At 47.3% G+C, this 26,567-nt stretch carries 21 protein-coding genes; 6 read left to right on the top strand and 15 right to left on the bottom strand.

Features of this window, described 5'->3' with window-relative positions; genetic code table 11:
• Nucleotides 1–531 precede the first annotated feature (531 nt).
• From ACOSVP_RS16760 to ACOSVP_RS16800, 9 genes are all read right to left on the bottom strand, one after another.
• Nucleotides 532–2,157: an electron transfer flavoprotein-ubiquinone oxidoreductase gene (locus tag ACOSVP_RS16760; protein WP_487348624.1), complete on the bottom strand. Its 1,626-nt coding sequence runs from the start codon at nucleotides 2,155–2,157 to the stop codon at nucleotides 532–534.
• Nucleotides 2,158–2,184: 27 nt separating this feature from the next.
• The gene (locus tag ACOSVP_RS16765) at nucleotides 2,185–3,114 is read right to left on the bottom strand and encodes an FAD-binding protein (protein ID WP_487348625.1); all 930 of its coding nucleotides are present in this window, start codon (nucleotides 3,112–3,114) and stop codon (nucleotides 2,185–2,187) included.
• Entirely contained in the window at nucleotides 3,114–3,863 is a 750-nt protein-coding gene (locus ACOSVP_RS16770; RefSeq protein WP_487348626.1) for an electron transfer flavoprotein subunit beta/FixA family protein, read from the bottom strand. Before ACOSVP_RS16770 ends, ACOSVP_RS16765 begins: the two co-directional genes overlap by 1 nt.
• Nucleotides 3,864–3,951: 88 nt before the next feature.
• Entirely contained in the window at nucleotides 3,952–5,802 is a 1,851-nt protein-coding gene (locus tag ACOSVP_RS16775; protein ID WP_487348627.1) for a feruloyl-CoA synthase, read from the bottom strand.
• A 64-nt stretch (nucleotides 5,803–5,866) separates the two neighbouring features.
• Nucleotides 5,867–7,618 carry an acyl-CoA dehydrogenase family protein gene (locus ACOSVP_RS16780; protein ID WP_487348628.1) on the bottom strand — a complete coding sequence of 584 codons (1,752 nt, stop codon included), beginning with the start codon at nucleotides 7,616–7,618 and terminating at the stop codon, nucleotides 5,867–5,869.
• A gap of 7 nt (nucleotides 7,619–7,625) precedes the next feature.
• Entirely contained in the window at nucleotides 7,626–8,393 is a 768-nt protein-coding gene (locus ACOSVP_RS16785; RefSeq protein ID WP_487348629.1) for a 3-hydroxyacyl-CoA dehydrogenase, read from the bottom strand.
• Nucleotides 8,394–8,413: 20 nt separating this feature from the next.
• Complete coding sequence (locus ACOSVP_RS16790) at nucleotides 8,414–9,175, bottom strand: crotonase/enoyl-CoA hydratase family protein (RefSeq protein WP_487348630.1); 762 nt, start codon at nucleotides 9,173–9,175, stop codon at nucleotides 8,414–8,416.
• A 170-nt stretch (nucleotides 9,176–9,345) separates the two neighbouring features.
• Nucleotides 9,346–10,554, bottom strand: a complete 1,209-nt coding sequence (locus ACOSVP_RS16795; protein ID WP_487348631.1) for a thiolase family protein — start codon at nucleotides 10,552–10,554, stop codon at nucleotides 9,346–9,348.
• A gap of 17 nt (nucleotides 10,555–10,571) precedes the next feature.
• Nucleotides 10,572–12,137 (bottom strand): acyl CoA:acetate/3-ketoacid CoA transferase, encoded by a 1,566-nt coding sequence (locus ACOSVP_RS16800; RefSeq protein ID WP_487348632.1) that lies wholly within the window; start codon nucleotides 12,135–12,137, stop codon nucleotides 10,572–10,574.
• Nucleotides 12,138–12,442: 305 nt separating this feature from the next.
• On the opposite strand from ACOSVP_RS16800, the gene ACOSVP_RS16805 reads away from it, so the two are divergent.
• From ACOSVP_RS16805 to ACOSVP_RS16825, 5 genes are all read left to right on the top strand, one after another.
• Nucleotides 12,443–13,477: a TRAP transporter substrate-binding protein gene (locus ACOSVP_RS16805; RefSeq protein ID WP_487348633.1), complete on the top strand. Its 1,035-nt coding sequence runs from the start codon at nucleotides 12,443–12,445 to the stop codon at nucleotides 13,475–13,477.
• 122 nt (nucleotides 13,478–13,599) lie between these two features.
• Nucleotides 13,600–14,634 (top strand): TRAP transporter substrate-binding protein, encoded by a 1,035-nt coding sequence (locus tag ACOSVP_RS16810; protein WP_487348634.1) that lies wholly within the window; start codon nucleotides 13,600–13,602, stop codon nucleotides 14,632–14,634.
• A 20-nt stretch (nucleotides 14,635–14,654) separates the two neighbouring features.
• Nucleotides 14,655–15,158 carry a TRAP transporter small permease gene (locus tag ACOSVP_RS16815; RefSeq protein ID WP_487348635.1) on the top strand — a complete coding sequence of 168 codons (504 nt, stop codon included), beginning with the start codon at nucleotides 14,655–14,657 and terminating at the stop codon, nucleotides 15,156–15,158.
• Complete coding sequence (locus tag ACOSVP_RS16820; protein ID WP_487348636.1) at nucleotides 15,151–16,470, top strand: TRAP transporter large permease; 1,320 nt, start codon at nucleotides 15,151–15,153, stop codon at nucleotides 16,468–16,470. The genes ACOSVP_RS16815 and ACOSVP_RS16820 overlap by 8 nt, the downstream gene beginning before the upstream one ends.
• Nucleotides 16,471–16,655: 185 nt before the next feature.
• Nucleotides 16,656–17,120: a MarR family winged helix-turn-helix transcriptional regulator gene (locus tag ACOSVP_RS16825; RefSeq protein WP_487348637.1), complete on the top strand. Its 465-nt coding sequence runs from the start codon at nucleotides 16,656–16,658 to the stop codon at nucleotides 17,118–17,120.
• Between the two features lie 115 nt (nucleotides 17,121–17,235).
• On the opposite strand, the gene ACOSVP_RS16830 is transcribed toward ACOSVP_RS16825, so the two are convergent.
• The 6 genes from ACOSVP_RS16830 to ACOSVP_RS16855 all read right to left on the bottom strand — a co-directional run bounded on the left by ACOSVP_RS16830 (nucleotide 17,236) and on the right by ACOSVP_RS16855 (nucleotide 24,937).
• A complete protein-coding gene (locus ACOSVP_RS16830) occupies nucleotides 17,236–18,615 on the bottom strand; it encodes an L-serine ammonia-lyase (RefSeq protein ID WP_487348638.1) in 1,380 nt (459 codons plus the stop codon).
• Nucleotides 18,616–18,777: 162 nt separating this feature from the next.
• Nucleotides 18,778–19,644 carry a formyltetrahydrofolate deformylase gene (gene purU / locus ACOSVP_RS16835; RefSeq protein ID WP_487348639.1) on the bottom strand — a complete coding sequence of 289 codons (867 nt, stop codon included), beginning with the start codon at nucleotides 19,642–19,644 and terminating at the stop codon, nucleotides 18,778–18,780.
• A gap of 67 nt (nucleotides 19,645–19,711) precedes the next feature.
• Nucleotides 19,712–20,365, bottom strand: coding sequence for a sarcosine oxidase subunit gamma (locus ACOSVP_RS16840; protein WP_487348640.1), 654 nt, complete (start codon nucleotides 20,363–20,365; stop codon nucleotides 19,712–19,714).
• Nucleotides 20,358–23,375 carry a sarcosine oxidase subunit alpha gene (locus ACOSVP_RS16845; protein WP_487348641.1) on the bottom strand — a complete coding sequence of 1,006 codons (3,018 nt, stop codon included), beginning with the start codon at nucleotides 23,373–23,375 and terminating at the stop codon, nucleotides 20,358–20,360. The genes ACOSVP_RS16840 and ACOSVP_RS16845 overlap by 8 nt, the downstream gene beginning before the upstream one ends.
• A gap of 12 nt (nucleotides 23,376–23,387) precedes the next feature.
• A complete protein-coding gene (locus ACOSVP_RS16850) occupies nucleotides 23,388–23,669 on the bottom strand; it encodes a sarcosine oxidase subunit delta (RefSeq protein ID WP_487348642.1) in 282 nt (93 codons plus the stop codon).
• A gap of 14 nt (nucleotides 23,670–23,683) precedes the next feature.
• Nucleotides 23,684–24,937: a sarcosine oxidase subunit beta family protein gene (locus tag ACOSVP_RS16855; protein WP_487348643.1), complete on the bottom strand. Its 1,254-nt coding sequence runs from the start codon at nucleotides 24,935–24,937 to the stop codon at nucleotides 23,684–23,686.
• Between the two features lie 498 nt (nucleotides 24,938–25,435).
• Here ACOSVP_RS16855 and ACOSVP_RS16860 point away from each other — a divergent pair, with 498 nt between their 5' ends.
• On the top strand, nucleotides 25,436–26,485 hold the full coding sequence (locus tag ACOSVP_RS16860; RefSeq protein ID WP_487348644.1) for a GlxA family transcriptional regulator: 1,050 nt from the start codon (nucleotides 25,436–25,438) through the stop codon (nucleotides 26,483–26,485).
• Nucleotides 26,486–26,567: the final 82 nt, after the last annotated feature.

A 26,567-nucleotide genomic window follows, 5' to 3' on the forward strand; every position in this document is an offset into this window, starting at 1 on the left:
ATTTAAGACTTCAAAGTTTTTGAGAAGTCTCCAGCAAGCGCCCACACAAATTATCTGATTATCTATTTTAAAGAGCGTTGACACATTCTCTTAACCTTTAGGGTTAATCGCTTACCGTTTCCAGTTCGCTGTGCAGTCCGTGGTGGTCTGCCGTGTCAGTGGAGGCGTATAATACGCATCAGAATTTTCAGCGCAAGCACTTTTTGAAATAATTTTAAAAAAACGTCATTTAATGCGTCAAAACCACCAAATCGTTCATTTATTGATCACAAACAAGCATTTAGTGATCAATAAATAGCCAGAGCAGTTTTTAATGGTCTTCCGTGGAGGTTGCACGACCTCCAACCCCACCCTAACCCTCCCCTTACTAAGGGGAGGGAACACGAAACATCGCAACACAACAAGACTAAGCTCCTCCCCCTTGCCAAGGGGGAGGCTGGGAGGGGGTTAAAAAATTAGCCGTGCCCCTTAAAAAACAAAAAGCCCGATACTGATTTCAGTAGCGGGCTTTTAAGTGAATGAATGCTTCTATTACATATTCGGGTAGTTTGGACCGCCAGTCCCTTCCGGCGTTACCCAGGTAATGTTTTGCGCAGGGTCTTTAATATCACAGGTTTTACAATGCAGACAGTTCTGCGCATTGATCTGTAGTTTAGGGCCCGCTTCTTGTTCCACGATTTCATAAACGCCCGCTGGGCAGTAACGCTGGGCAGGTTCTGCGAACTGCGACAAGTTACTGCCTGTCGGAATACTGTCATCCGCTAGCGTCAAATGGCATGGCTGATCTTCTTCATGGTTAGTATTCGATAAGAACACTGATGAAAGACGATCGAAGCTTAATTTGCCATCCGGTTTTGGATAGTCAATTTTCTTGGCTTCGTTGATTGTTTGCAGCTGCGCGTAATCCAACGAAGTATCGTGCAGAGTAATCGGCATTTTACCGCCAAGGATATTCTGGTCGATGTAGTTGAAAGCACCACCTAAGAAAGTACCGAACTTATGCATCGCTGGTGCAAAATTACGGGTACTGTACAGCTCTTGCTTCAACCAAGAGGCCTCAAACAGCTCACTGTAAGTATCGGCGATAGATAGCGCATCATCCGCCAACACTTTATTAATGGCCTCTGCTGCTAACATCCCTGACTTCATCGCCGTGTGTGTGCCTTTGATTTTGGCAACGTTCAAAGTCCCCGCATCACAGCCTACTAATAACGCGCCTGGCATAGTCATGGTTGGCAATGCATTCCAACCACCTTTAGTGATGGCACGGGCACCGTAAGAAACCCGCTCACCGCCTTCTAGGTATTGTTTAAAGACTGGGTGATGTTTCAAACGTTGGAATTCTTCGTATGGACTCATCCAAGGATTTTTGTAGTTCAGATCAACAATCAGACCCACCACTACCTGGTTGTTATCCGTGTGATATAAGAAGAAACCACCACTCGCCTCTTCTAACGGCCAACCGGCACCGTGTACTACTAAGCCTGGCTGATGTTTACTTGGATCGATTTGCCAAAGCTCTTTGATACCTAGGGCGTAGTGTTGTGGATCAGCATCCTTGTCCAATGAGAATTTTTGGATCAGTTGCTTACCAAGGTGACCACGACAACCTTCAGAGAACACCGTGTATTTCGCATGCAACTCCATGCCTTCCATATAGGTTGGCAGTTTTTCACCGGAGGCGGACACACCCATATCACCGGTCGCGACGCCTTTTACACGGCCATCTTCATGGTACAGAATTTCTGCTGCAGCAAAGCCTGGAAAGATCTCAACGCCAAGACCTTCCGCTTGCTCTGCTAACCAACGACATAAGTTACCGACACTCACAATGTAGTTACCATCATTCTTCATCGAGTTGGGTACTAAAGAATGTGGAATTTCTTTACTCAGCTCACCGTCTTTTAACAGGTAAACTTCGTCTTTCGTAACGGGCGTATTCAAAGGAGCGCCCAGTTCCTGCCAGTTATCAAACAGCTCGTTGAGCGATCTAGGTTCCAGCACGGCACCAGAAAGAATATGCGCACCGACCTCTGACCCTTTCTCCAATACACAAACGTTCAATTCAGCATTTAGCTGTTTCAAGCGAATGGCAGTAGATAGGCCAGAAGGACCAGCTCCTACGATGACTACATCAAATTCCATCGATTCACGCATAACTGCACTCCTCTTATTACTTTATCGTTATAGTTTTTCAGTCAGTTCTGGGAGAACATCAAACAAATCACCTACCAAGCCGTAATCCGCTACTTGGAAAATCGGTGCTTCTTCGTCTTTGTTTACAGCAACAATGACTTTCGAGTCTTTCATACCCGCCAAGTGCTGAATCGCACCTGAGATACCAAATGCCATGTATAGACTTGGCGCGACGATTTTACCCGTTTGACCTACCTGTAGATCGTTTGCCACAAAGCCTGAGTCAACCGCGGCACGAGACGCACCAACCGCCGCACCAAGTTTGTCAGCTAATGCTTCCACAAGTGCGAAGTTCTCGGCACTGCCAACACCACGACCACCAGAGACAATACGTTCCGCCGCTGTAAGCTCTGGACGCTCAGATTTAGACAATTCATCGCCCACCCAAGTTGCTGCAGCGTTTGCCGCTGGCGCTGCAACCGACTCCACTGGCGCTGATCCACCTGTTGCCGCCGCTTTATCAAACGCCGCTGCACGTACAGTGATCACTTTCTTCGCGTCTTTAGAAGTCACGGTAGCAATCGCGTTACCGGCATAAATTGGACGCTGGAACTGAGCATCACTTAGTACCGCGGTAATATCAGACAGCTGGCCCACATCAAGTAGTGCAGCCACGCGTGGCATGGCATCTTTGCTCACTGAGTTAGAAGGCGCCATGATGTGAGAGTAATCACCCGCTAGAGAAAGAACTAGCTCACTTAGGTTTTCCGCCAAGTCATGAGCCAAGCTATCGCCTTCTGCCAGCAATACTTTGCTGACACCAGCGCATTGTGCTGCGGCATCGGCTGCGGCTTTTGCGTTCGCACCGGCCACCAAAACTGTAATATCCGAACCGATCTGCTGCGCAGCCGTCAAAGCACTTAGCGTTGCAGGAGCCAATTCTGTTCCGTTGTGTTCTGCAATAAGTAAAGTAGCCATTAGATCACCTTCGCTTCGTCTTTCAGTTTCTGGATAAGCTCATCAACCGAGCCAACTTTCACACCACCTTGGCGTGCAGCAGGTGCTTCCACCTTATCTAGTTGAATGTGTTGTTTCACTTCCACACCCAAGTCAGCAAATGTTTTCGTGTCCAGCGGCTTACGCTTCGCTTTCATAATGTCAGGAAGTTTCGCGAAACGCGGCTCGTTCAAACGAAGATCCGTAGTGACAATCGCAGGAAGCTCAAGCTTCACAGTGCGCAAACCACCATCGATTTCACGGGTAACAGAAACCGAGTTGCCATCCACTGCAACGTTAGACGCAAAGGTACCTTGTGGACGCTTAGTTAGCGCTGCCAGCATCTGACCCACTTGGTTGTTATCCGAGTCAATCGACTGCTTACCAAGGATGACTAGGCTCGCTTGTTCTTGTTCCATGATTTTGGCAAACGCTTTGGCCACGTTTAAAGGCTCAGCGCCGTCTTCTGATTCCACCAAAATCGCACGATCAGCACCCAGCGCCATCGCCGTACGCAGTTGCTCTTGGCTTGCACTTGTACCCACGCTCACTGCAATGACTTCGCTTGCAACGCCCGCTTCTTTCAAACGAATCGCTTCTTCGACTGCGATTTCACAAAATGGGTTGATCGCCATTTTCGTGTTGCTTAGATCTACATCTGTGTTATCTGACTTAACGCGTACTTTAACGTTGTAATCTATTACGCGTTTGACACCGACTAATACTTTCATAATCGTCACCTAAAGATACTTATTCTTATAACAATAAACGCCAGCTAGGCTTAAAGAGTCGCTGCTATACTGGCGTTCTTCAATAACATTAAACGCTAATTACGCTAACAGATTGAGGCTCTTGGTATAATTCCTCGACCTGATCTGCACGATGCGCTTGTACATTTCGCTGGTTTAGAGAGCCTTTATCGGTTACTTCATGAGCATTTAGACTAGGCGCTTCATGTTGCAACAAGATACGTTGTACCACAGTTGATGAACCCGTTCCTTGCGCTGCGAAGGCTTTTAGCTTTTCTGCAAACGCTGCTTTCACTTCAGGATGCTCAACCAACTGCTGCTCTGTCAACACATCACCGCCTTCAATCAATTTGCGGCAATGGACTAAATCAGGAAACACTAAACCAGTAATGTACGCACGGTTCGTGCCACAAAGCACCACGTCTTGAACCAAAGGCGCGCAGGCACTGATAAATTTCGCACGTAGTGTGCCGGCACTGACCCAAGTACCACTGTCTAGTTTGAAGTCTTCAGACACACGGCCATCAAAACGGAAACCTCGATCAGGGTTGTTTTCATCCAGGTAAGCAAAGGCATCCCCTAAACAGTAGAAACCTTCTTCATCGAATGCTTTCGCAGTTAGCTCTGGTTGACGCCAGTAGCCCGGCATCACGGTGACGGCTTTAACACGTGCTTCCAACTTACCTTCGTTTGGCACAAGCTTAAGCGTCACGCCTGGCGCAGGCTTACCAATCACTCCTGAAGCACTTTCTTCAATGGAAGCAAAGGTCACTGAAGGCGCCGTTTCTGTCGCACCAAGGCCAGTCAACATTGGAATTTTCTTGCCCGTGTACTTGATCGCTAGGGCATCAATATCGTCCCAAATATGCTGTGCCATACCCGCTGCAGCAAAGAACATAAACTGCAAACGTGAGAAGAATTTCTTCGCTAGTTCATCATCTTGCTGAAGCTTTTTCACCAGTAGTTCAAAGCCTTTCGGTACGTTGAAGTAAACTGTTGGCGCAATTTCAGCAAGGTTGTTAAGTGTTTTATGGAAATGGTTTTCGGTAGGTTTACCATCATCAAGGTAGAAAGCACCACCGTTGTACAAGGCAATACTCACGTTATGGTTACCACCGAAGGTATGGTTCCAAGGCAACCAGTCAACCATCACTGGCGGCTCTTCAGCTAAGAAAGCCATGGTGTCACGAATCATCACCGCGTTGGCACATAGCATACGATGTGTATTCATCACGCCTTTAGGCATACCTGTAGTACCGGAAGTGAAGAGAATCTTAGCCACGCTGTCGCCAGTGACTTCGGCATTGCGCTCTTCGATCGCTGGATCTTCTGCATGGTCCCAGAAATCAGCAAAGGACACCGTTGGGTTCTTAATCAATTCTGCTTTGGTATCGCCGTACATGACCGCTACTGGAACATCCGCGTCCGCTACCGCATTGATGGCTTTTTCGTATGGACCAAGCTTATCCACTACGATTAGACCAGGCGTCAGCAATTCAACGACATGCTTGAGCTTAGAGTAATCGGTCGCAATCAATGAGTAAGCCGGTGATACCGGTGCGTGGGGCACACCAATATAGTAGCCCGCCATTGCCAGCATCAAATGCTCTAGGCTATTACCAGATAGGAAAGCAATGGGGCGCTCTGGTGAAACCGGTTGTTCTAGCAACCAAGACGCCAATTGACGTACTTTCACCAAGGCCTCAGCGTAGGTGTAACGATCCCATTCATCGTTATCATCGCGCTGTGCGACAAACACTGCATCCGGTGTTTTTTCCGCCCAGTATTCAAGACGATCGGTTAGACAACGAGCGTATTCAGCAAGCGGCGTTGCGCAGCTGACGATTTGCTCACCATTATCGCGTTTCTCGATCGCAACAGAGTGACTCACCACCTTAATTGGATGGAATTCGCTGGTCATTTTATACTCCTGAGACTTGTTATTTTTATTCGTTCAAAGAAGGCTATGCACCTTGTGTTAGACGCTAAAACAGATAAGCATCGACCCCATTTTGTTCCTGTGTGACGGTTGTTAGAGCAGCTTGAGCAAGCGGTAGTTTGTAGGCACTGTAAAATTCCGCTAGTGCTTCTACGTTGCCAAAGAACTCTTCGTCTTGTGCTTTGCTTTCTTGCGCTTTAAGCGCTAAACGAGCCAATTGCCATGCGCAACAGATGCCTCCCATTGCGTTTAAGAAGGGTACTGCTACCGCATCCAATTGACCGATATCGGCATTAGGACTTAATACCGTGGTATCCAATACTTGCGCTAGTTGATCGACTGCAGCCGATAAACGCTGATTCACTACGTACTCTGGCGCTTGAGCGATATCGCCACGCATTTCCGCTAGCAATTCGCTGATCGCTTGACCTTGGTCCATACGAATCTTACGGTGAACTAAGTCTTTTGATTGCACACCCGTGGTGCCTTCATAAATCGTTGTGATACGCGCATCACGCATCACTTGCGCAATACCGGTTTCTTCAACGAAACCCATACCGCCATAAACTTGAATTGCATCACCCGCCAATTCGTTCGCTTGTTCAGTAGCAAAACCTTTAAAAATAGGCGTCAGCAAGGCAATACGTTTTTCCGCCGCTTTTACTGATTCTTCATCGTCTGATTGCTCAGTCACATCGATCAAGGCTGCAATTTGGTAGCCTAAAGAACGTAGCGCAAAGCTTTCTGAGCGAAGGTTCAGCAACATGCGTTTCACATCAGGGTGTTCAATGATGGCAACACGTTGACCATCAGCACCGGCGCCCTGCACACGCTCTTTTGAGTATTGCAGTGCTTTTTGGAACGCTAATTCACTTAAACCTACACCTTGCATACCACAGCTTAAGCGAGCTTCGTTCATCAATACGAACATCGCCATCAGACCTTGGTTTAAGTTGCCAATTAATTCACCAACACAGGCATCGTTATCGCCGTAGCTAATCGAGCAGGTTGGACTACCGTGTAGACCTGTTTTGTGCTCAATACCGGTACAACGGATATCGTTAAATTCGCCACAAGAGCCGTCTTCATTGACTCGATACTTAGGTACGGCAAACAAAGAAATACCGCGACTACCTGCTGGGGCATCTGGCGTACGTGCTAATACCAAATGCACGATGTTGTCGGCCATGTCGTGCTCACCGTAAGTGATGTAGATCTTTTGGCCTTTGATTTGGTAAGTACCATCCGCTTGTGGAATCGCTTTTGTCGTCAATGCACCTAGATCAGAACCCGCGTTCGGCTCAGTCAACGCCATAGCCACGGTCCATTCACCGCTGACAATTTGAGTCAGGTAACGGGCTTTTAGTTCATCAGAACCAAACTTCAATAGGATTTCAGAGCCACCTTGCGCCAATGCCGCGAACATGACGAATGCTAGGTTGCTAGACAACCACATCTCGTTCACAGGCTGAGCAATGTACTTTGGCAAACCTTGACCACCAAACTCTTCCGGTAGTGCTAGACCGATCCAACCTGAGTCACGGAATTGCGCGTACGCATCTTTCCAACCCGTTGGCGTGGTCACTTGACCATCAGAGAATTTACAACCTTCTTCGTCACCCACCATATTAAGAGGGGCAAGTACGCCACTGGCGAATTTATTCGCTTCATCAATAATGGCGTTAGCAAGATCTAGATCGAAATCTTGTAGCGATTCAAGGTTGCCAAGTTGTTGCGTTTGGTATGCTTGCTCAACCAACCATTGCATGTCTTTGTATGGGGCTTGGTAGCTCATCATCGATCTCCTATTTCGCCGCCATACGGATCGCGCCATCTAGACGAATGACTTCACCGTTCAGCATGCAGTTCTCAATGATTTGTTGTGCCAACATGGCAAATTCATCTGGATCGCCCAAACGTGGTGGGAATGGCACCGCAGCACCTAGGGATTGTTGCACTTCTTCTGGTAGCACATCCATCATAGGTGTTTTGAAGATACCAGGAGCGATGGTCATCACACGAATACCAAAACGCGCTAGCTCACGCGCAATCGGTAGTGTCATCGCCGTCACACCACCCTTAGAGGCAGAGTAAGCTGCTTGACCGATCTGACCGTCAAAGGCTGCGACCGATGCGGTATTAATGATCACACCGCGCTCTTGAGTAGACTGAGGTTCGTTGTGCTGCATCTTATCTGCTGCCAAACGAATCATATTAAAGGTACCTAGAAGGTTGATACGTAGTGCACGCTCAAAACCTGCCAGTGAATGCGGACCTTCACGACCTACGACACGCTCAGCACCAGGAATACCAGCACAGTTCACCACACCGTTGATTTCACCAAAGGCAGCAACCGCTTGATCTAAAGAGGCTTTAACAGAGGCCTCATCAGAGATATCCGTAACCGCGTACTGTACGCGCTCGCCTAGACTCTCAGCAACGCGCTTTAGGCCTTGCTCATTAATATCCGCTAGAGAAACGCTAGCACCTAAGCCATGTAGACGACGAGCAACCGCTTCACCAATACCGGAAGCCGAACCTGTAACTACGAAATGACGACCTTGAACTTGCATGACTTGACTCCTGAAATGACTTATTTTTTCTTACGATTTAGGAAGGACTCGATACGTGCTTTCACTTCATCACTGGTTTGCGTAATACCGCAAATGAGTGACTCTGTGTACAAACCATCATCAGCGGCCATGTTGCTGATGTGCGCTAGACCTGTGGTCATCGCCCAGTTTGAGTACTTCGAGTTTTTCGCGATGCTTGAAGCAAGTTCCATTGCTTTATCCAAAGATGCACCGTTTTCCACAACGTAATGTCCTAAGCCAATGCGGTAGCCCTCTTCGGCATCCACATCACGGCCAGTCAACATCATCTCAGTCATACGGCTAGTGCCGATCACGCGAGCCACATTTACTGAAGCGCCACCACCGACGAAGATACCGTGACGGCCTTCTGGCAAACGGTAGAAGGTGCCCTTTTCAGTGACACGGATGTGTGCACAGATCGCCAGTTCCAAACCGCCGCCGATGACAGCGCCTTGCATGGCAGCAATCACTGGGATACCCGAGTTTTGGATATGACCAAATACGCGGTGCCACATGTTGGAGTGTTTCACCACTTCAAATGGCTCACGAGCTTTGTGTTCCGCAAGATCTAGACCGGCACAGAATTCAGGGCCCGCGCCAGAGAAGACGATAACGTTGACGTCATCAGGAAGGTTGATGAACGCATGTTCGATCTCTAGACATAGAGAATCGTTGATCGCGTTCTTTTTTTCAGGTCGGTTCAGTCGAAGATGACCAATGCCATTATCTACTGAAAATTCGATGAATTGATAAGTTGTCATTCGCTTACCTCTTTTTTTTATGTTTATGGCTGAGGCGCCTTAATATAGGTTGAACCACTAATTGAAAACATAATAGTTGTATTGCTAAACAAATGTCAAACACAACTATTTAACTTTTTCTCAAAAAAAAGCCACACTCAGGTGTGGCTTAAAATGGAGACGTCTAACACTTAACGATCAGAAACTCGGATCACAGTGGCCATGCCGGTATCACCCGCCGCACAGCCAGTAAACAAGCCATAACCACCACCGCGCAGCGCCAATTCTTCAATCATTTCGATCATGGCACGCAGACCGGTTGGGCCTTGTGGGTGACCCCAAATCAATGAACAGCCGAAGTTGTTCATCTTCATTACATCAATATCCATGGCTTTCGCGAACGCCACATCATTTACCGCAAATGGGTTATGGGTCTTGATCGCATCCACTTGATCAATACCAATGCCAGCCATATGCAAAGCGCGCTTCGCTGCTTCAATCGGAGCGGCTGGCATGTACGCCAAATCATCACGCGCCTGACCAAAACCTACCACTTCCACCTTAATCGAGCTGTTCGTAGAAAGCTCTTGGGCTTTATCACTGTGACAAACAATGATTGCCGCGTTACCGTCCGCTGGGTGCGTCTGGTTACCAAAGGTAATCACGCCCCCTTCCATTACTGGCTTCAGCTTCGCTAGGCCTTCCGCAGTCGTCGGGAATACCCCTTCATCACCAGTAATGACACAGGCTTCTTTCTTGAAGTTAGGCGTTGGCACAGACAAAGGCAGTGTCATGTAACGCTTCTGGAACGCTTGCTCATCTTTCAAAGCTTCTTGGTATTGCTCGTAACGACGCAGCGTTACCGCATCCAGCTCTTCACGAGTGATATCAAAACGCTTAGCTACGTTCTCACCGGTTTGCATCATGGAATGACCACCCATTGGGTCATTCATCATGTTGTAAAATACTTGATCTTCTGACTGACCAGCACCACCGATACCTTGTGGGTTCGGGTAGAAAATGTGCGGACCATTGGAACAACGGTCGGCCGCCATCAATAGTGACACACTGGCCATACCACACATAACTTCTGATGCCGCTGCAAACAGACCACGCGCACTGGTCGCACACACTTGGTTCACCGCATGACCTGGGGTATGCACTGCACCGATATCAAATAGTGGCCAAGGCGCGCCGTTAAACGATTGGTATTGGTTAATGGTCATACCCAATACACCCGAATCAAACACGGTTGGATCAATCGAGCGTTTAGCCAACTCTTGTTTAGCAACGTGGGCTGCAAACTTCATCGAGTGCAGGTACTGCAAGGAACCCTGCCATTTCGTAAACGGCGTACTCCAATAGGCACCGTATGGAATTTCTACATTTTGCATTGTCATTTAGGTCACCCTTATTGTTATTTTGCTGTACCAGCCATGTACTCACCTAGACCACCCCAAACATCTTGGAAGATCGCCGCAGGCATTGTTTTCAGATCGTCGGCAATGATTGGCTTGAAATCCATCATACTTAATACATCTTTTTCTAGGTCAAGACCTGGTGCGATCTCCGTCAACACCATGCCTTCTTTGCGCAGTTCCAACACGCAGCGTTCAGTAATAAAGAACACTGGCTTGTTATTCGCTTGAGCAAATTCACCACTAAAGGTCACATGATCGACTTGCTCAACAAACTTACGGGTACGGCCTTCTTCTAATACCGCCACCTTGCCACCTTCAAACGACATTTTCGCGCCGTTCACCAAGGTGCCACAGAACACCACTTTCTTAGCGGTTTGCGAAATATTGATAAAGCCGCCAGGCCCCACTACCTTAGGACCAAACTTACTAACGTTTAGGTTGCCGTGCTGATCCGCTTGCGCCAGACCAAGGAAAGCGATGTCCAAACCGCCGCCATCGTAAAAGTCGAATTGCGCCTCGTGCTCAATAATGGCTTCCGCGTTCCAAGCTGCACCAAAGTCACCACCTGACGCTGGAATACCACCGTAAGTACCCAATTCAGTGGTGAGCATAAAACGGTTCGCGACTTTTTCTTCTGCGGCCACCGATGCCACACCATCCGGCATACCGATACCCAAGTTCACAATGGCGTTATCGTATAGCTCCATCGCCGCACGACGAGCAATGATCTTACGCTCGCCAAATGGCACTGGCGGAATGGCGTTTAGCGGAATGCGAGCATTACCCGCAAGACTTGGGTTGTATTCTGTGGTGATGGTTTGCATATGCTGTTCGGCTGGCGCCACGGTTACGTAGTCCACTAGCACACCAGGTACTTTGACATCTTTTGGCTTGATGGTTTTCGCTTCGGCTAGGTACTTCACCTGAGCGATCACAATACCACCTTGGTTACGAGCCGCTTGCGCCATTGGTAGGATTTCTGCCAACTGAGCTTCTTCTTCAACCGAAAGGTTACCGTGCTCGTCCGCCGTGGTCGCACGAATTACGACAACGTTTAGCGGGAACTTTTTGTACAGCAACCATTCTTCGCCTTCGATATCGATGCGCTTAACCAGATCTTCAGTGGCTTTAGAGGTCACCTTACCACCACTGTTTAGTGGATCAACGTAAGTACCCATACCGACTTTGGTGATCACGCCTGGCTTATTACCGGCAATTTGACGCCACATGGTGGTTAGAACACCTTGTGGCAATAGGTAGGCTTCGATTTTATCCTCCACTACCATACCCGCCATTTTTGGCGCTTGACCGGTGTGACCAGAAATCAATCGTTTAACTAGACCATCATGAGCAAGATGGGACATACCACCATCTTTACCATCACCACAACCACAATCGTGGATCAGGGTTAGGTTCTTTGGTTGACCCGTTTCTAGGAAGCGCTTTTCAAGCTGGCTCGCTACCGCTTCTGCGAAATAGGACATACCAATTGTCGACCAAGCGACCGAATCGCCATCTTTGATCAGGCCAGCAGCCTGCTCTAGAGAAATCACCTTGCTCATGTTTCACCTTCTATTTTTAGCATTGTTCCGGTGTTTAAAAAAATCGCTACATGCTGTAGTCTTTGTTTGTTGTACTATACAACAATTATTTTTACAAATAGTTTTGCTTTCTATTGTTAATTATTCTAAAAAGAAAAAGGGAGTTATCTTTTTTTCCGATGGGCATAGGAAAAATTCTATGATCCAGATTGTTGAAATGCTCAACAGTTTGTGCAAAAAATGTATAAATCGTCGTCAGCTAATGTGACTGCGACGGACCAAAAGCCATAAAAACACGAATAAAAAAAACAATGTGAGGTGGATAAATGAAGTATCTAGGACGCAAAAGCCTAGCTTTAATTGCAGGCGCAGTACTATCGGTAAACGCAATGGCGGAAGCGGAATACACGCTGAAGCTACACCATATGCTGCCGCCAATGGCGATGGCTCATGCCAAGTTCTTAGAGCCTTGGGCGGAAAAAGTCGAAGCCGAATCTAACGGCCGTATTGATATTGAAATCTATCCAGCGATGCAGCTGGGCGGCAAGCCACCTCAATTGTTTGACCAAGTTCGTAAGGGTATCTCGGATATCACTTGGACTGTGGGCGGTTATACGCCTGGCCGTTTCCCGAAAGCAACGGTTTTTGAACTGCCGTTTATGCCTGGCACAGCCAGAGCCACTAGTATGGCGCTACAAGAATACGCCGAAACTGAAATGCAAGATGAAATGAAAGATGTTCATCTGCTTGCCATGCACACCCACGCTCCAGGCTCCTTCCACTCACGCGAAAAAGCCATTAAAACGGGCGCTGACCTTGACGGCCTAAAAGTGCGTGCACCGAACAAAATCATGTCTGAAGGCTTCAAAGAATTTGGCGCCAATACCATCTTTATGCCGGTAACAGAAATGGCCAGCGCTATATCTAAAGGCGTTTTGGACGTAGCTGTTCTGCCCTATGAAGTAGTGTTACCGACCAAGATCTATGAACTCGTGAAACATCACACCGAAATCAAGGCTGATCGTGGTCTCTACACACAGTTCTTTGTCTTCGCTATGAACAAAGATGTTTACGCCAACCTACCCGCAGACCTTCAAAAAGTCATCGACGACAACTCTGGCGTTGAACTAGCAGGCCACATTGGCGGCTTGTTTGACAGCTACGAACAGCACGCTCGTTCTTACGCAGTCAACCAAGGTAACAGCTTCGATTACATCGAAGGTGCCGAATACGAAGCTTGGAAAGAAAAGCTAGCACCAGTGCGTACTCAATGGATCAAAGAGATGAAAGGTGACGATTACGACGCCGAGCGTTTGATTGAGAAAGCAGAAGGCTTGATCAAGAAATACGAAGCGATGTAATGCGATTAGCGCTAGGCGGGCAGGGACTCCTTTCCCCTACCCGCCCAGCGAGTATCAAAGTTACCCATATTTTGCGACTCAAACCCAAATACACATATAAAAAAAACAATGTGAGGTGAACAATGAAATATCTAGGACGGAAAGGTCTAGCCTTAATAGCTGGTGCAGTACTTTCGGTGAACGCGATGGCTGAGGCGGAATACACACTGAAGCTTCACCACTTCCTTCCCCCAATGTCGATGGCACATTCTAAGTTCTTAGAGCCATGGGCGGAGAAGATCGAAGCGGAATCAAATGGACGTATCGACATTGAGCTTTACCCAGCCATGCAGTTGGGCGGCAAACCACCTCAATTGTTCGACCAAGTACGCAAGGGTATCTCGGATATCACTTGGACAGTAGGCGGCTACACGCCTGGTCGTTTCCCGAAAGCGACCGTTTTCGAGCTACCTTTCATGCCAAGTACTGCGCAAGCAACCTCTATGGCACTGCAAGAATACGCCGAAACTGAAATGCAAGAAGAGCTAAAAGATGTGCATCTGTTAGCCATGCATACACACGCTCCAGGCTCTCTTCACTCTCGTGAAAAAGCCATTAAAACCAGTGCTGACCTAGAAGGTCTGAAGCTTCGCGCACCGAACAAGGTAATGTCTGAAGCATTTAAAGAATTCGGCACTAACACTATTTTTATGCCAGTCACCGAAATGGCCAGCGCGATTTCTAAAGGTGTACTAGATGTTGCCGCTTTACCTTACGAAGTAGTGCTACCAACTAAAATCTACGAATTGGTTAAGCACCACACTGAGATCAAGGGCGATCGTGGTCTTTACACCCAGTTCTTTATCTTTGCTATGAACAAAGAAGTGTATGAAAGCCTACCAGCCGATCTACAAAAAGTGATCGACGATAACTCTGGCGTCGCGCTTGCGGGTCACATCGGTAACCTATTCGATAACTACGAGCAACACGCTCGCACCTATGCGGTAAACCAAGGCAACAGCTTCGATTACATCGAAGGTGCTGAATACGAGTCTTGGAAAGAGAAACTTGCTCCAGTGCGTACACAATGGATCAAGGAAATGAAAGACGATAACTATGATGCAGAACGTTTGCTTGATAAAGCGGAAAGCTTGATCAAGAAATACGAGTCTATGTAACAGCTGTTCGGTGATTAAGCATGAAGCTATCCGTTGTTGATGTTGTTGGAGTTGGGCTAAAGCGCGTTGCGCACAGCTTTGCTCTGTTAGGGGGTCTGATCATGCTGTCGCTGGCAATCATTACGGTTGCCAGCATCATCGGCAGGACATTTTTTGGCCAATCCGTAGAAGGCGACTATGAGCTGACAGAAGTCGGTCTTGCCATGTCTGTTTTCCTATTCTTACCTGAATGTTATTTACGTAATGGGCACATCATTGTTGACTTGTTTACAGCCAACTGCCAACCCAAAACGCTGTACCTTCTGGACCAGTTAGGAAACCTTATTTTCACGTTCGTATCGATAGCCTTTGCCTACCGCATGGTATTAAGCGGCATCGAGTCAAAAGATTACTACGAACAAACCATGATTCTCGAGCTGCCAATATGGTGGGTTTACGTTGTCGGTGTGATCTGTTTTAGCCTTTGTGCCCTATGTGGTATCAATCGCCTACTAACATGCCGTTCGGGAGAAGGTGATGAGTAACGTTGAATTAGCATTCTTGATGATGGGGATTCTATTGGTCCTCATGAGTATCCGTATTCCAATTGCACTGTCTATGATGGTCTGTGGCGCAGCGGGTTACGTGATGATCGGTGGCTTACCTGCCCTACTGGAATACTTGGGTACAGCACCTGTTGCTAAGTATTCCACTTACGACTTATCGGTGGTGCCATTATTCCTACTAATGGGGGAGCTCGCGACACGTTCGGGGATTACCACCGAGCTGTTTCGAACTTGTAATACCTGGGTAGGCCGCCAAAAAGGCGGTATCGCCATGGCCGCTGTTGCAGGCTGTGCAGCGTTCGGGGCTATCTGTGGTTCCTCACTAGCCACCGCTTCAACCATGGGTAAAGTAGCACTACCGGAAATGCGTCGCCTAAATTATGCCGGTAGTTTGGCTGCAGGCGCTCTAGCGGCTGGTGGTACCTTAGGTATTTTGATTCCACCATCTATGGTGTTGATCATTTTCGCAGTACTAACCGAGCAAAACATTTCTAAAATGTTTATCGCGGCTTTTATTCCAGGTTTCTTAGCGGCGGCTGGTTACATGCTAACCATTGCTATCTATGTACGCATGTACCCACATACAGGTCCACGTGGTGAGCAAACCACTTGGGCACAAAAATTTCGTTCAACCAAAGATGTGTGGCACATCACCACTATCTTCTTGATTGTACTGGGCGGTATTTACTTTGGTGTCTTTACACCAACAGAAGCTGCGTCCGTGGGTGTGGTACTCACATTAGTACTGGCAGTCACGCACGGCAAGATGCGTATGGAAGGCCTGCTTTCTAGCTTGATCCGTACTGCAGTGTCATCTGCGATGATCTTCTTTATCGTTCTTGGTGCAGACTTATTCAGTGTCTTTATTGCCCTGTCTAAATTACCTGAAATCGGTGTGGAAGTACTGACTAACTCCGGTATGTCGCCTTATACCATCCTTGTGGTGATGCTGATCACCTATCTGATCATGGGTTGTTTCTTGGACAGTCTGGCGATGATTTTGCTGACCATTCCAATCTACTTCCCAATCATTATGGCAATGGACTTCGGCATTCCTGCCGCTGACCTAGGTATTTGGTTCGGTATCATTGCCCTAGTGGTGGTAGAGGTCGGGTTAATCACACCACCGGTAGGGATGAACATCTTTATCATCAAATCATTTGATAGCACTCTACCACTGAAAGAGTGTTTCAAAGGGGTGGTACCCTTCTTGATATCTGACTTTGTCCGCGTGGCACTTTTGGTCATCTTCCCAGGCATTTCGCTCTGGTTAGTTCATGCCATCGGATAGTTAAACGAGTGAGTGACTGTAGTAGTCGAAATTTGAGGGCTCTTCTGAGCCCTTCTTTTTAACGATTTTATATGCATTTTCGCTTATAAGTCCGCTAACTTCGCCCACTTTTATAGCTTTTACCAAACTAACGCGTTGGTATACAATACAGCGCTTTATATTTGACCATGCTAGGAACTCTACACATGCAAGATCAACCAAAAAAGTCTGATCAAGAAATTGATTTTGGTGTTTTAGACGAATTTTTGGGTTATCGCTTGCGTCGCGCTCAGATGAACTTTTTTGCAAAGTTCGGTGAGGTTTGCGAAGACTTAGGCATTAGCCCTGGATTATTTGCAGTGCTAGCGATTGTCGAACGTAATCCTGGATTAACTCAAACGGCCGTCGCTCAAGCTTTGGGCAACGATCGTTCTGCCATGGTGGCAGCGGTCGATAAGCTAGAAAGTAAAAATTTGTTAGAACGCCGCCCTGCTGTCAATGATCGCCGTTCATACGCTTTGTTTTTGACCGCAGAAGGTGGTCGCTTTTTCGATAATGCAGTAAAACGCGTAAGCTGTTACGAAAATGAGATGGCAAAATGCTTGGATGGCGAAAACGAAAAGCAATGGCTACTCAATGCTCTAGAGCGTTTGGCAAATAAATCTTTATAAAAAATCTATTTGCCCAACACTTTGCACGTTATCAGCGTCGTAATTAAAAAAGCCCCTTGCGACACAATCGCAAGGGGCTTTTTAGTCAATTCTTAGAACATTCTATGATGACGAATTAACACTCAATGGCGTTAACCGCTAGACCACCACGAGAAGTTTCTTTGTACTTGTCTTGCATATCTTTACCGGTATCGCGCATGGTACGAATAACTTTATCCAATGAGATAAAGTGTTCGCCATCACCACGCAAGGCCATTTGCGTTGCGTTGATCGCTTTCATCGCCGCAATTGCGTTACGTTCAATACATGGCACCTGAACTAGACCACCTACTGGATCACAGGTCAGACCAAGGTTATGCTCAAGACCGATCTCAGCTGCGTTTTCTACTTGGGCTGGAGTACCACCCAAGACTTCACATAGACCCGCTGCCGCCATAGCACAAGCAGAACCCACTTCGCCCTGACAACCCACTTCGGCACCAGAGATCGAAGCATTCATCTTACACAATGAACCGATGGCCGCCGCCGCTAGGAAGAAGTCCACCACGTTTTCATCCGTTGGGTTTGGTACGAATTCCATGTAGTACATCAATACTGCAGGAATAATACCTGCCGCACCATTGGTAGGCGCAGTGACCATGCGACCACCGGCGGCGTTTTCTTCGTTTACCGCTAGCGCGTAAAGGTTCACCCAATCCATAGCACTCAGCGTAGAACTGATGATGTTTGGGCGAGTGGCACGAATCAAAGATTTATGCAGCGTCATAGCACGGCGACGAACATTCAGACCGCCAGGCAATTTGCCATCTTTGTGAAGACCGTTGGCGATACATTCTTTCATCGCGCCCCAGATCTCCATCAAGCCTTCACGTACTTCTTTTTCAGTACGCAAAACCTTTTCGTTTTCCATCATCAGCTGACTGATACTCAAATTATTTTCTTTACATAATTTAAGTAGTTCAACTGCGTTTTTGAAGCTGTAAGGCACATCCACTTGAGGTACCAAACGCGCATCCGCAGTCGCTTCAGATTCATCGATAACGAAACCGCCACCGATGGAATAATAAGTGTTTTGATACAACACATTTTCGGACGCATCGTACGCCGTCAAACGCATCGCATTTGGGTGATATGGCAGATCTTCGTTCAGAAGCAGCATATCGCGAGCCCAAATGAATTCAATTTCATGACCGCCTGCTAACAACAAGCGATTACTTTCTTTCAGTGCTTCGATACGACCTAATACACATTCAGGATCGATACGGCTTGGGCGTTCGCCCATTAAGCCCATAACAACAGCATTGTCGGTACCATGACCTACCCCTGTCGCACTCAATGAGCCATAAAGATCACAAACCACTCGTACAGTATTTTGTGTTGCTTCCTTCGCTGTCAAAGCGTCCACAAAATCTGCCGCGGCTGCCATAGGGCCAACAGTGTGGGAGCTTGAAGGACCAATGCCGATTTTAAAAAGGTCAAATACACTGATAGACATAAAGCCTCCAGAAGATTCCTATCTCGGAAATATATAGATGTATTATTATAAGAATATCCATATTAAGGCAAGGTCGAGATATTTCCTCGACCCAGCCTTAGCTATGTACGACATGGTTAAATGCAGATAATTAGAACAGCAAATTTTGGAAGGAATTAAGTCTTAGCGACCGAACACTACCGTACGCTTACCGTTTAAGAATACGCGTTTTTCAACATGACATTTGATCGCATTAAACAATGTAATACGTTCAATATCTTGCCCTTTTGCGACCAAATCCTCAGGATAATGCGCATGATCCACTGATTGGATACCTTGAGCGATGATTGGACCTTCATCAAGGTCGTCGTTTACGTAGTGCGCTGTCGCACCTACCATTTTCACACCTTTTTCCCATGCTTGGTGGTAAGGACGTGCGCCTTTGAAACCAGGTAGCAATGAGTGGTGGATATTGATCGCACGACCATCTAGGTACTGACACATTTCAGAAGACAGAACCTGCATGTAACGTGCTAACACAACTAGCTCAGCATCGTATTGTTCGATCAGTTCACGAACTTTTGCTTCTTGCTCATGTTTTGTGTCGGCAGTGATTGGCAAGTGGTAGTAAGGGATGTTGTGCCACTCGGCCAATGACTCTAAATCTGGGTGGTTAGAAATAATAACCGGTACTTCGATATTTAGCTGACCTGTACGGTAGCGGTAAAGTAGATCGTTCAAACAGTGATCGTACTTTGACACCATGATTGCAACACGAGGGCGATGATTTGGTGGAGTCAGTTCCCACTCCATCTCAAACTGCTTAGCACGTGGCATGAATTCAGCCGTGAATTCGTCTGCAGTGAAGTCTGCAGATTGTGGGTAAAACTCAACACGGATGAAAAAACGATTCGCTTCGCGGTCGTCAAAAGAATGAATTTCTTCAACATAGTTGCCTGCTTCTGCCATGTAACGTGTTACCACGTCTACAGTGCCGATAACACTTGGGCAGTTAGCGGTGAAAATCCATGGTTTTGTAGTTGCTTTCATAGGAAGTTCTCTCTGGAAAGAAAAGCCGACCTGCTTTCACAGGTCGGCTTATGGGAGGGGGATTTACTTAGGCTTCAACAACCAAGCCGTATTCGCGGCTCGCGTCTTGGAGCCACAGCCATAGGTAGTCTGAGAAACTACGGCGGATCACCAACTCGAATTCGTTTTCACCAGAGCGGCGGATGATCGCAGAGCTCTTAGCGAAAACAGAAGTAACAACTTTACCCACTGGGAAATCGCTTGGGTGAATATCAATCGGTGAAGATTTCTTAATCACGTACTTAGCGTCTTTGCCAGAAAGCTTAACGATTGTTTGACCGCCACTAACGTTAACCACTTGGAAATGACCTTTCATTTCTTTATGGAACGCAGCTTCAACTTCAAACGCTTTCAAGCCAGGAACTGTGATCAACCACTCGTCTGGAGAAATCCAACGAGCTACCACATCACCTTTGCTAGCAGAAGTCAGTGGCTGAGTTGGCAGAGCCACACCTAGTACTTTCTCTGCAGCTTTTAGCTGATCAGCATTTTCTGGGTTCATTCGAAGCGTTAGGTGACCCAACAACGCTTCTTCTTTGAATGTAACACCACCAGTTTTTGGGCCGCTCTTAGCAATCGTTGCTAGGTCAGCGTGAAACAGTGGAGACTGGCCTTTGATTGAAGCATCAGCCAACTGATTCATTACTGCAACAGTTACTGTTTCGTTTTTAACATCAGACATTTTGACGTTCCCCTTTTGGATCTAGGAAAATTGGGCTGCAGATTTCTGCTTCAACAATACGGCCATCTGCTAGTGGGTAGTAAACTTTTTCGCCCATCTTGTCTAGGCCGCCTTTAACGAAGCCCATTGCAATAGAACGACCCAAGTTTGCAGACCAGTAACTAGAAGTTACGTGACCAACCATTGGCATTGGGATTGGCGCAGTAGGATCGAATACACCTTGAGCACCTTCTGGCAATACAATGTTTGGATCAATAGTCTTCAGACCAACTAGTTGTTTACGATCTGCACGTACACAGTCTTCACGCTTCATACCACGTTTACCGATGAAGCTGAATGGCTTGTTCATAGATACTGCCCAACCCATACCTAGGTCGTAAGGGTGTACTGAACCGTCTGTGTCTTGACCAGCGATAATGAAACCTTTCTCTGCACGAAGGATGTGCATTGTTTCAGTACCGTATGGTGTTAGGTTGTACTTAGCACCTGCTTCGAACAGTTTTTCCCAAACATGTAGGCCGTAGTTCGCTTGTACGTTGATCTCGAAAGACAACTCACCAGTGAACGAGATACGGAATACACGAGCTGGAACGCCAGCAACTGACATTGGTTTCCAATCCATGTAAGGGAAAGCTTCTTTAGAAACATCCGCATCAGTAAGCTCTTCTAGAAGCTTACGGCTGTTTGGACCAGAGATAGTCATAGTCGCCCAGTGGTCAGTTACAGAAGTGAAGTACACTTCTAGTTCTGGCCATTCTGTTTGATGGTAAAGCTCCAACCAACCAAGAACTGTTGCAGCACCACCAGATGTTGTTGTCATCAAGAAGTGGTTTTCACCAAGACAAGATGTAACACCATCGTCAAATACCATGCCGTCTTCTTTCAGCATTAGGCCGTAACGACATTTACCAACAGGTAGTTTCGCCCAAGCGTTTGAGTACACACGACCCAAGAACTCACGCGCATCCTTACCTTGGATGTCGATCTTACCTAGTGTAGAAGCGTCTAGGATACCTACAGATTCACGAGTCGCTAGACACTCACGGTTCAATGCTTCTTGCATTGACTCGCCAGCTTTCGGGAAGTACCAAGGACGTTTCCATTGGCCTACATCCTCAAACTTAGCGCCGTGCTCTAGGTGCCACTTGTGCATCGCAGTGTAACGCTCTGGATCGAACAACTCTTTACAATCACGGCCAGCAATCGCACCGAAAGTGATTGGAGTGTAGTTCGGACGGAAGATCGTTGTACCAGTTTCTGGAATAGACTGGTTCAAGAACTTCGCAGCGATCGCCATACCGTTGATGTTACCCAATTTACCTTGGTCAGTACCAAAGCCCATTGCAGTGTAACGTTTAACGTGTTCGATCGACTCAAAACCTTCACGACAAGCAAGCTCGATACCAGAAGCGGTTACGTCGTTTTGGTAGTCAACGAACTGCTTAGGTGCTTGTGAAGTCGGTTTAGTGTGCGGAATGTGGAACAAAGCCATTGGCTTAGATTCTTTGATTTCCGCAGTTGCAGGTACTGCAACGTCAGCAACTTTAAGGCCAAGTTTCTCAAGTGCGTCAACACCTGCTTGTTTACCTTGCTCTAGAGCACCAGAAGTTGTGAAGTTACCGTTGATCGCACCAGCAGTAAGTTGTTTCTGTACTGTTGCACCTGGAACGAAACCGATGATTTCGTCGTTCCACTGAGGACGTGAACCAGTGTGACAAGATAGGTGAACAACTGGGCTCCAACCACCAGAAGAAGCAACAGTGTCAGCACTTAGTTTCTTAACAGAACCAGTTACTTTAGAACCGTCTTCACTGATAGAAGCAACAGATACGCCAGATACGCGTTTGCCACCTTGTACGTCGATTACTGCAGAACCAGCCATCACAGTGATGCCACGCTCGCGCGCTGCTTCAACTAGTGCACCTGTTGGGTTCTTACGAGTATCAACGATCGCTTGTACTTTACGACCCGCATCGTGCCAATCAATAGCTGTACGGTAAGCGTTGTCGTTAGTTGTCATAAGAACAAGTTCGTTGCCTGGTACAACACCGTAACGGTTGATGTAAGTAGACACCGCACCTGCAAGCATAACGCCTGGTACGTCGTTGTTAGCGAATACTAGTGGACGCTCGTGCGCACCAGTCGCTAGCACAACCCATTTCGCACGTACACGGTGGTAACGAGCGCGCACTTGACCATTTGGAGCACGGTCAGCTAGGTGCTCAGTCATACGCTGGTGGATTGTTAGGAAGTTGTGGTCGTGGTAACCGTTCACAGTAGAACGTGGTAGAACCAAAACGTTTTCGTTTGCTTCTAGCTCTTTCGTTACACTTGCAACCCATGCAGCAGCCGCTTTACCGTCAACAGTTTCTTTACTGCTTAGTAGGCTACCACCAAATTCGTTTTGTTCGTCAGCGATGATAACGCGAGCGCCGCCACGAGCAGCAGTCAACGCAGCCATCAAACCAGCAGGGCCTGCACCGACAACCATCACGTCACAGTGCTGGTTCATTTTGTCGTAGATATCTGGATCGTATTCTTTTGGAGAACGACCTAGACCCGCTGCTTGACGAATAACTTTCTCGTATGTTTCCCACATTGATTGTGGGTACATGAAGGTTTTGTAGTAGAAACCAGGAGGCATCATCTTGCCACCGATCTTACCAACAAGACCCATCAAGTCCATTTCAACGTTCGGCCAACCGTTAGTTGAACCAGCAACAAGACCAGAGAAAAGTTCTTGTTGAGTAGCACGTACGTTAGGTACTTGAGTTGCTTCAGTCGCACCAAGCTGCATGATTGCGTTTGGCTCTTCTGCGCCTGCTGCAACGATACCGCGTGGACGGCTGTATTTGAAACTACGACCAACAAGGTCAACACCGTTTGCTAGAAGTGCAGACGCTAGTGTATCACCAGCGAAACCTTCTAGTTGCTTACCATTGTAGGTAAAAGTAAGTGGCTTAGAACGGTCAATTCGGCCACCGCTTTGTAGACGATTTTTTTGAGACATGATCCGCTCCCTTTACGCAACCACTTTTGGCTGCTCGCCGATTTTGTAAACTTCTTTGATTTCATACGTTGCAGTGTTACGTGTAACGTTGAAGAACTTACGGCAGCCAGCCGCATGAACCCAAAGCTCATGATGAAGACCTTTAGGGTTCTTACGGAAGAACATGTAGGTACCCCATTCTTCGTCAGTGCAAGAATCAGGGTCTAGTGGACGCGCAATGTGCGCTTGACCGCGGTTTTGAAACTCTTCTTCTTCACGGTACTCACCACAGTGCGGGCAATAAATAAGAAACATGAAATAACTCCCCGTTAGTGTGCTACGCCAGCTGCGCCGTGCTCGTCGATTAGCGCGCCGTTGTGGAATCGGAACATAGAGAATGGCTTAGCCAACTCATGCATTTCGCCTTTCGCAAGAGATGCTGCGAATACGTTGCCAGAACCAGGTGTTGCTTTAAAGCCACCAGTACCCCAACCACAGTTGAAGAATAGGTTCTTAACAGGCGTTTCCGAAATGATCGGACATGCATCAGGACATGTATCTACGATACCACCCCATTGACGGTTCATACGTACGCGGCTGAAGATCGGGAACATTTCAACAATCGCTTGGATTGTGTGTTCGATCGTAGAGTAAGAACCACGCTGGCCGTAACCAAGGTAACTATCGATACCCGCACCGATTACCAAGTCACCTTTGTCAGACTGAGATGCGTAACCGTGTACGTGGTTAGACATTACAACTGTGTCTAGGATTGGTTTGATTGGCTCAGATACCAATGCTTGTAGTGGGTGAGACTCAAGTGGTAGTTCGAAACCAGCTTTCGCCGCCATCACACCAGAGTGACCAGCAACAACACAACCTACGCGGTCAGCTTTGATGTCACCGTAACGGTCAGTTTTAACACCAACAACAGTGCCGTCTTCAATGATGAAGTCAACTACTTCTGTTTGTTGAATTAGGTCAACACCGTGCATATCTGCACCACGCGCGAAGCCCCAAGCTACTGCGTCGTGACGTGCGATACCAGCACGTGGCTGCCAAGATGCACCCATTACTGGGTAACGAGCATTGTCAGAACAATCCAACGCAGGAACGATTTCTTGAACTTGCTTAGCATCTAGAACTTCACCATCGATACCGTTTAGACGGTTAGCGTTTACACGACGCTCGATGTCACGCATGTCTTGTAGCGTGTGGCCCAAGTTTAGACAGCCACGCTGAGAGAACATTACGTTGTAGTTAAGGTCTTGAGATAGGCCTTCCCACAATTTCATTGCGTGCTCGTATAGGTGAGCCGCTTCGTCCCATAGGTAGTTAGAACGAACGATAGTCGTGTTACGAGCTGTGTTACCACCACCTAGGTAGCCTTTTTCAATTACGGCAACGTTAGTCACGCCGAATTGCTTAGCTAGATAGTAGGCTGTGGCCAAACCGTGACCACCACCACCAACGATGATTACATCGTATTTTTTCTTCGGTGTCGGGTTGCGCCAAACCCGTTGCCAATTTTCATGATGGCTTAGACTGTGCTTTAACAAGCCAAATCCGGAATACTGCTGCATTGTGTCAGCTCCTTATCATGGCAGTCTGTTTTAAGACTGCATTACAAAGTGGTAATACTAGCGATAGACTGGGTAGTCGGCGCGAGAGGCGCTTTTACTTGCTCTTTCACTGCGTTGATTTTCTCTTCTGGTTATTTCAACAATTGAAATAACAGAGTTAGATCCGTCTGAAACCTGCTTTGTCTGGCGACCCAAATGCCGACAAAGAAGGCTCACGTCATTGCGACTGTCTCTCAATAACTGCTACTTTAACGAAGAAACAATTTACGAGAGAAATACTATGAAAACCACCCTTCTGTCACATTCTCGTATGCGTCATATAGATGGTTATTTACGACAGTAAAAATGCAACAATTCCAGCCACCCAAATGTGCTAAATTCCTACGTTGTAGCAACATTTTCACCTTTAATACGCACGAGAGCCTTACCTTGGATTCATGTTTATTTTAAACTTGCACAATTACTGACGAAATCCCCTTTCAGGAATCACAGTTACAAATGACCCAAACCTACCACAAAAAACACTTCAGCCCATCGAACGCAGATCATAATCACGCCCATGTCACCTCGCCTGAGCGTGAGAACAAGCCGATCATGATAGGCTTCGTGTTGCTCAACCATTTCTCCATGGTGGCCTTTACTGGGGCCGTCGATGCTCTCGTCACTGCAAACTTGGTACAAACAGAAAAGCTGTTTGATTATGCAACCCTCAGTCTCTCAGGGTCTTCCGTTGTCAGTGATTTAGGCATCGAAATCGCAACGGGCACAAGTATAGAAGAACAATTACAGGGCGCCAGTCATCCGTTCGATGTTTTGATAGTTTGTGGTGGTTATCGTTGCCAATTGTCCGAACAATGCAAGTTAACGGACTATTTGAAGACCTATCATAAGCAGAACGCCTACTTAGGCGGTTTGTGGAATGGCGCTATTTCTCTGGCCCATGCGGGACTAACCAACAAGACTCGTATTGCCGTTCACCCAGATAACCATCCCTATGTGCGCGAGCACTTTCAAGATACTGTGATCGCCAAAGAGACCTCGGTATTAGATGGCCACATTTTAAGTTGCTCCGGCCCTGTCAGCGCCTTGAGCATGATGTTAACGCTAGTGGAACACCTACAGGGCAATCGTATTGCTCGCGCCGTGAAAGAGATCCTAACCTGCGATCAACTGTCTGAAAGCACGGTCACACCGATCGCCCAACCTGCCGACGATGCTAAGTACCCAGAAGCCTTGAAAAAAGTGCTGGAGCTAATGCGCAGCAATATCGAAGAGCCATTAACGCTTGAAGAGTTATTGCATTACGCCAGTGTCTCGCGCCGTCAGCTTGAGCGCCTATTCCAAAACCATTTGGAAACCAGTCCTTCACGCTATTACCTAGAGCTAAGAATCACCTACGCACGTCGCTTGTTACAGCAAACTAACAAGCCAATTATCGAAGTGGCCATTGCCAGCGGTTTTGTTAGCTCAAGCCACTTTAGCAACTGCTTTAAAGACTACTTTGGCGTGGCACCGAGCAATTTCCGAAAGCGCTCTAACCAGCAATAAAAGCGATAAAAACAGCAAAAAGACACAAAAAAGGCCTCAAATTGAGGCCTTTTTAAGATCTTCACATCAGCTAAGTAACGCC

This window comes from Marinomonas sp. HM11-D (assembly GCF_057626615.1).

Excerpts from the sequence above, each read along its gene's own strand:
- ACOSVP_RS16760 (WP_487348624.1), bottom strand. The coding sequence starts at position 2,157 with ATGCGTGAATCGATGGAATTTGATGTAGTCATCGTAGGAGCTGGTCCT.
- ACOSVP_RS16765 (WP_487348625.1), bottom strand. The coding sequence starts at position 3,114 with ATGGCTACTTTACTTATTGCAGAACACAACGGAACAGAATTGGCTCCT.
- ACOSVP_RS16770 (WP_487348626.1), bottom strand. The coding sequence starts at position 3,863 with ATGAAAGTATTAGTCGGTGTCAAACGCGTAATAGATTACAACGTTAAA.
- ACOSVP_RS16775 (WP_487348627.1), bottom strand. The coding sequence starts at position 5,802 with ATGACCAGCGAATTCCATCCAATTAAGGTGGTGAGTCACTCTGTTGCG.
- ACOSVP_RS16780 (WP_487348628.1), bottom strand. The coding sequence starts at position 7,618 with ATGATGAGCTACCAAGCCCCATACAAAGACATGCAATGGTTGGTTGAG.
- ACOSVP_RS16785 (WP_487348629.1), bottom strand. The coding sequence starts at position 8,393 with ATGCAAGTTCAAGGTCGTCATTTCGTAGTTACAGGTTCGGCTTCCGGT.
- ACOSVP_RS16790 (WP_487348630.1), bottom strand. The coding sequence starts at position 9,175 with ATGACAACTTATCAATTCATCGAATTTTCAGTAGATAATGGCATTGGT.
- ACOSVP_RS16795 (WP_487348631.1), bottom strand. The coding sequence starts at position 10,554 with ATGACAATGCAAAATGTAGAAATTCCATACGGTGCCTATTGGAGTACG.
- ACOSVP_RS16800 (WP_487348632.1), bottom strand. The coding sequence starts at position 12,137 with ATGAGCAAGGTGATTTCTCTAGAGCAGGCTGCTGGCCTGATCAAAGAT.
- ACOSVP_RS16805 (WP_487348633.1), top strand. The coding sequence starts at position 12,443 with ATGAAGTATCTAGGACGCAAAAGCCTAGCTTTAATTGCAGGCGCAGTA.
- ACOSVP_RS16810 (WP_487348634.1), top strand. The coding sequence starts at position 13,600 with ATGAAATATCTAGGACGGAAAGGTCTAGCCTTAATAGCTGGTGCAGTA.
- ACOSVP_RS16815 (WP_487348635.1), top strand. The coding sequence starts at position 14,655 with ATGAAGCTATCCGTTGTTGATGTTGTTGGAGTTGGGCTAAAGCGCGTT.
- ACOSVP_RS16820 (WP_487348636.1), top strand. The coding sequence starts at position 15,151 with ATGAGTAACGTTGAATTAGCATTCTTGATGATGGGGATTCTATTGGTC.
- ACOSVP_RS16825 (WP_487348637.1), top strand. The coding sequence starts at position 16,656 with ATGCAAGATCAACCAAAAAAGTCTGATCAAGAAATTGATTTTGGTGTT.
- ACOSVP_RS16830 (WP_487348638.1), bottom strand. The coding sequence starts at position 18,615 with ATGTCTATCAGTGTATTTGACCTTTTTAAAATCGGCATTGGTCCTTCA.
- purU (WP_487348639.1), bottom strand. The coding sequence starts at position 19,644 with ATGAAAGCAACTACAAAACCATGGATTTTCACCGCTAACTGCCCAAGT.
- ACOSVP_RS16840 (WP_487348640.1), bottom strand. The coding sequence starts at position 20,365 with ATGTCTGATGTTAAAAACGAAACAGTAACTGTTGCAGTAATGAATCAG.
- ACOSVP_RS16845 (WP_487348641.1), bottom strand. The coding sequence starts at position 23,375 with ATGTCTCAAAAAAATCGTCTACAAAGCGGTGGCCGAATTGACCGTTCT.
- ACOSVP_RS16850 (WP_487348642.1), bottom strand. The coding sequence starts at position 23,669 with ATGTTTCTTATTTATTGCCCGCACTGTGGTGAGTACCGTGAAGAAGAA.
- ACOSVP_RS16855 (WP_487348643.1), bottom strand. The coding sequence starts at position 24,937 with ATGCAGCAGTATTCCGGATTTGGCTTGTTAAAGCACAGTCTAAGCCAT.
- ACOSVP_RS16860 (WP_487348644.1), top strand. The coding sequence starts at position 25,436 with ATGACCCAAACCTACCACAAAAAACACTTCAGCCCATCGAACGCAGAT.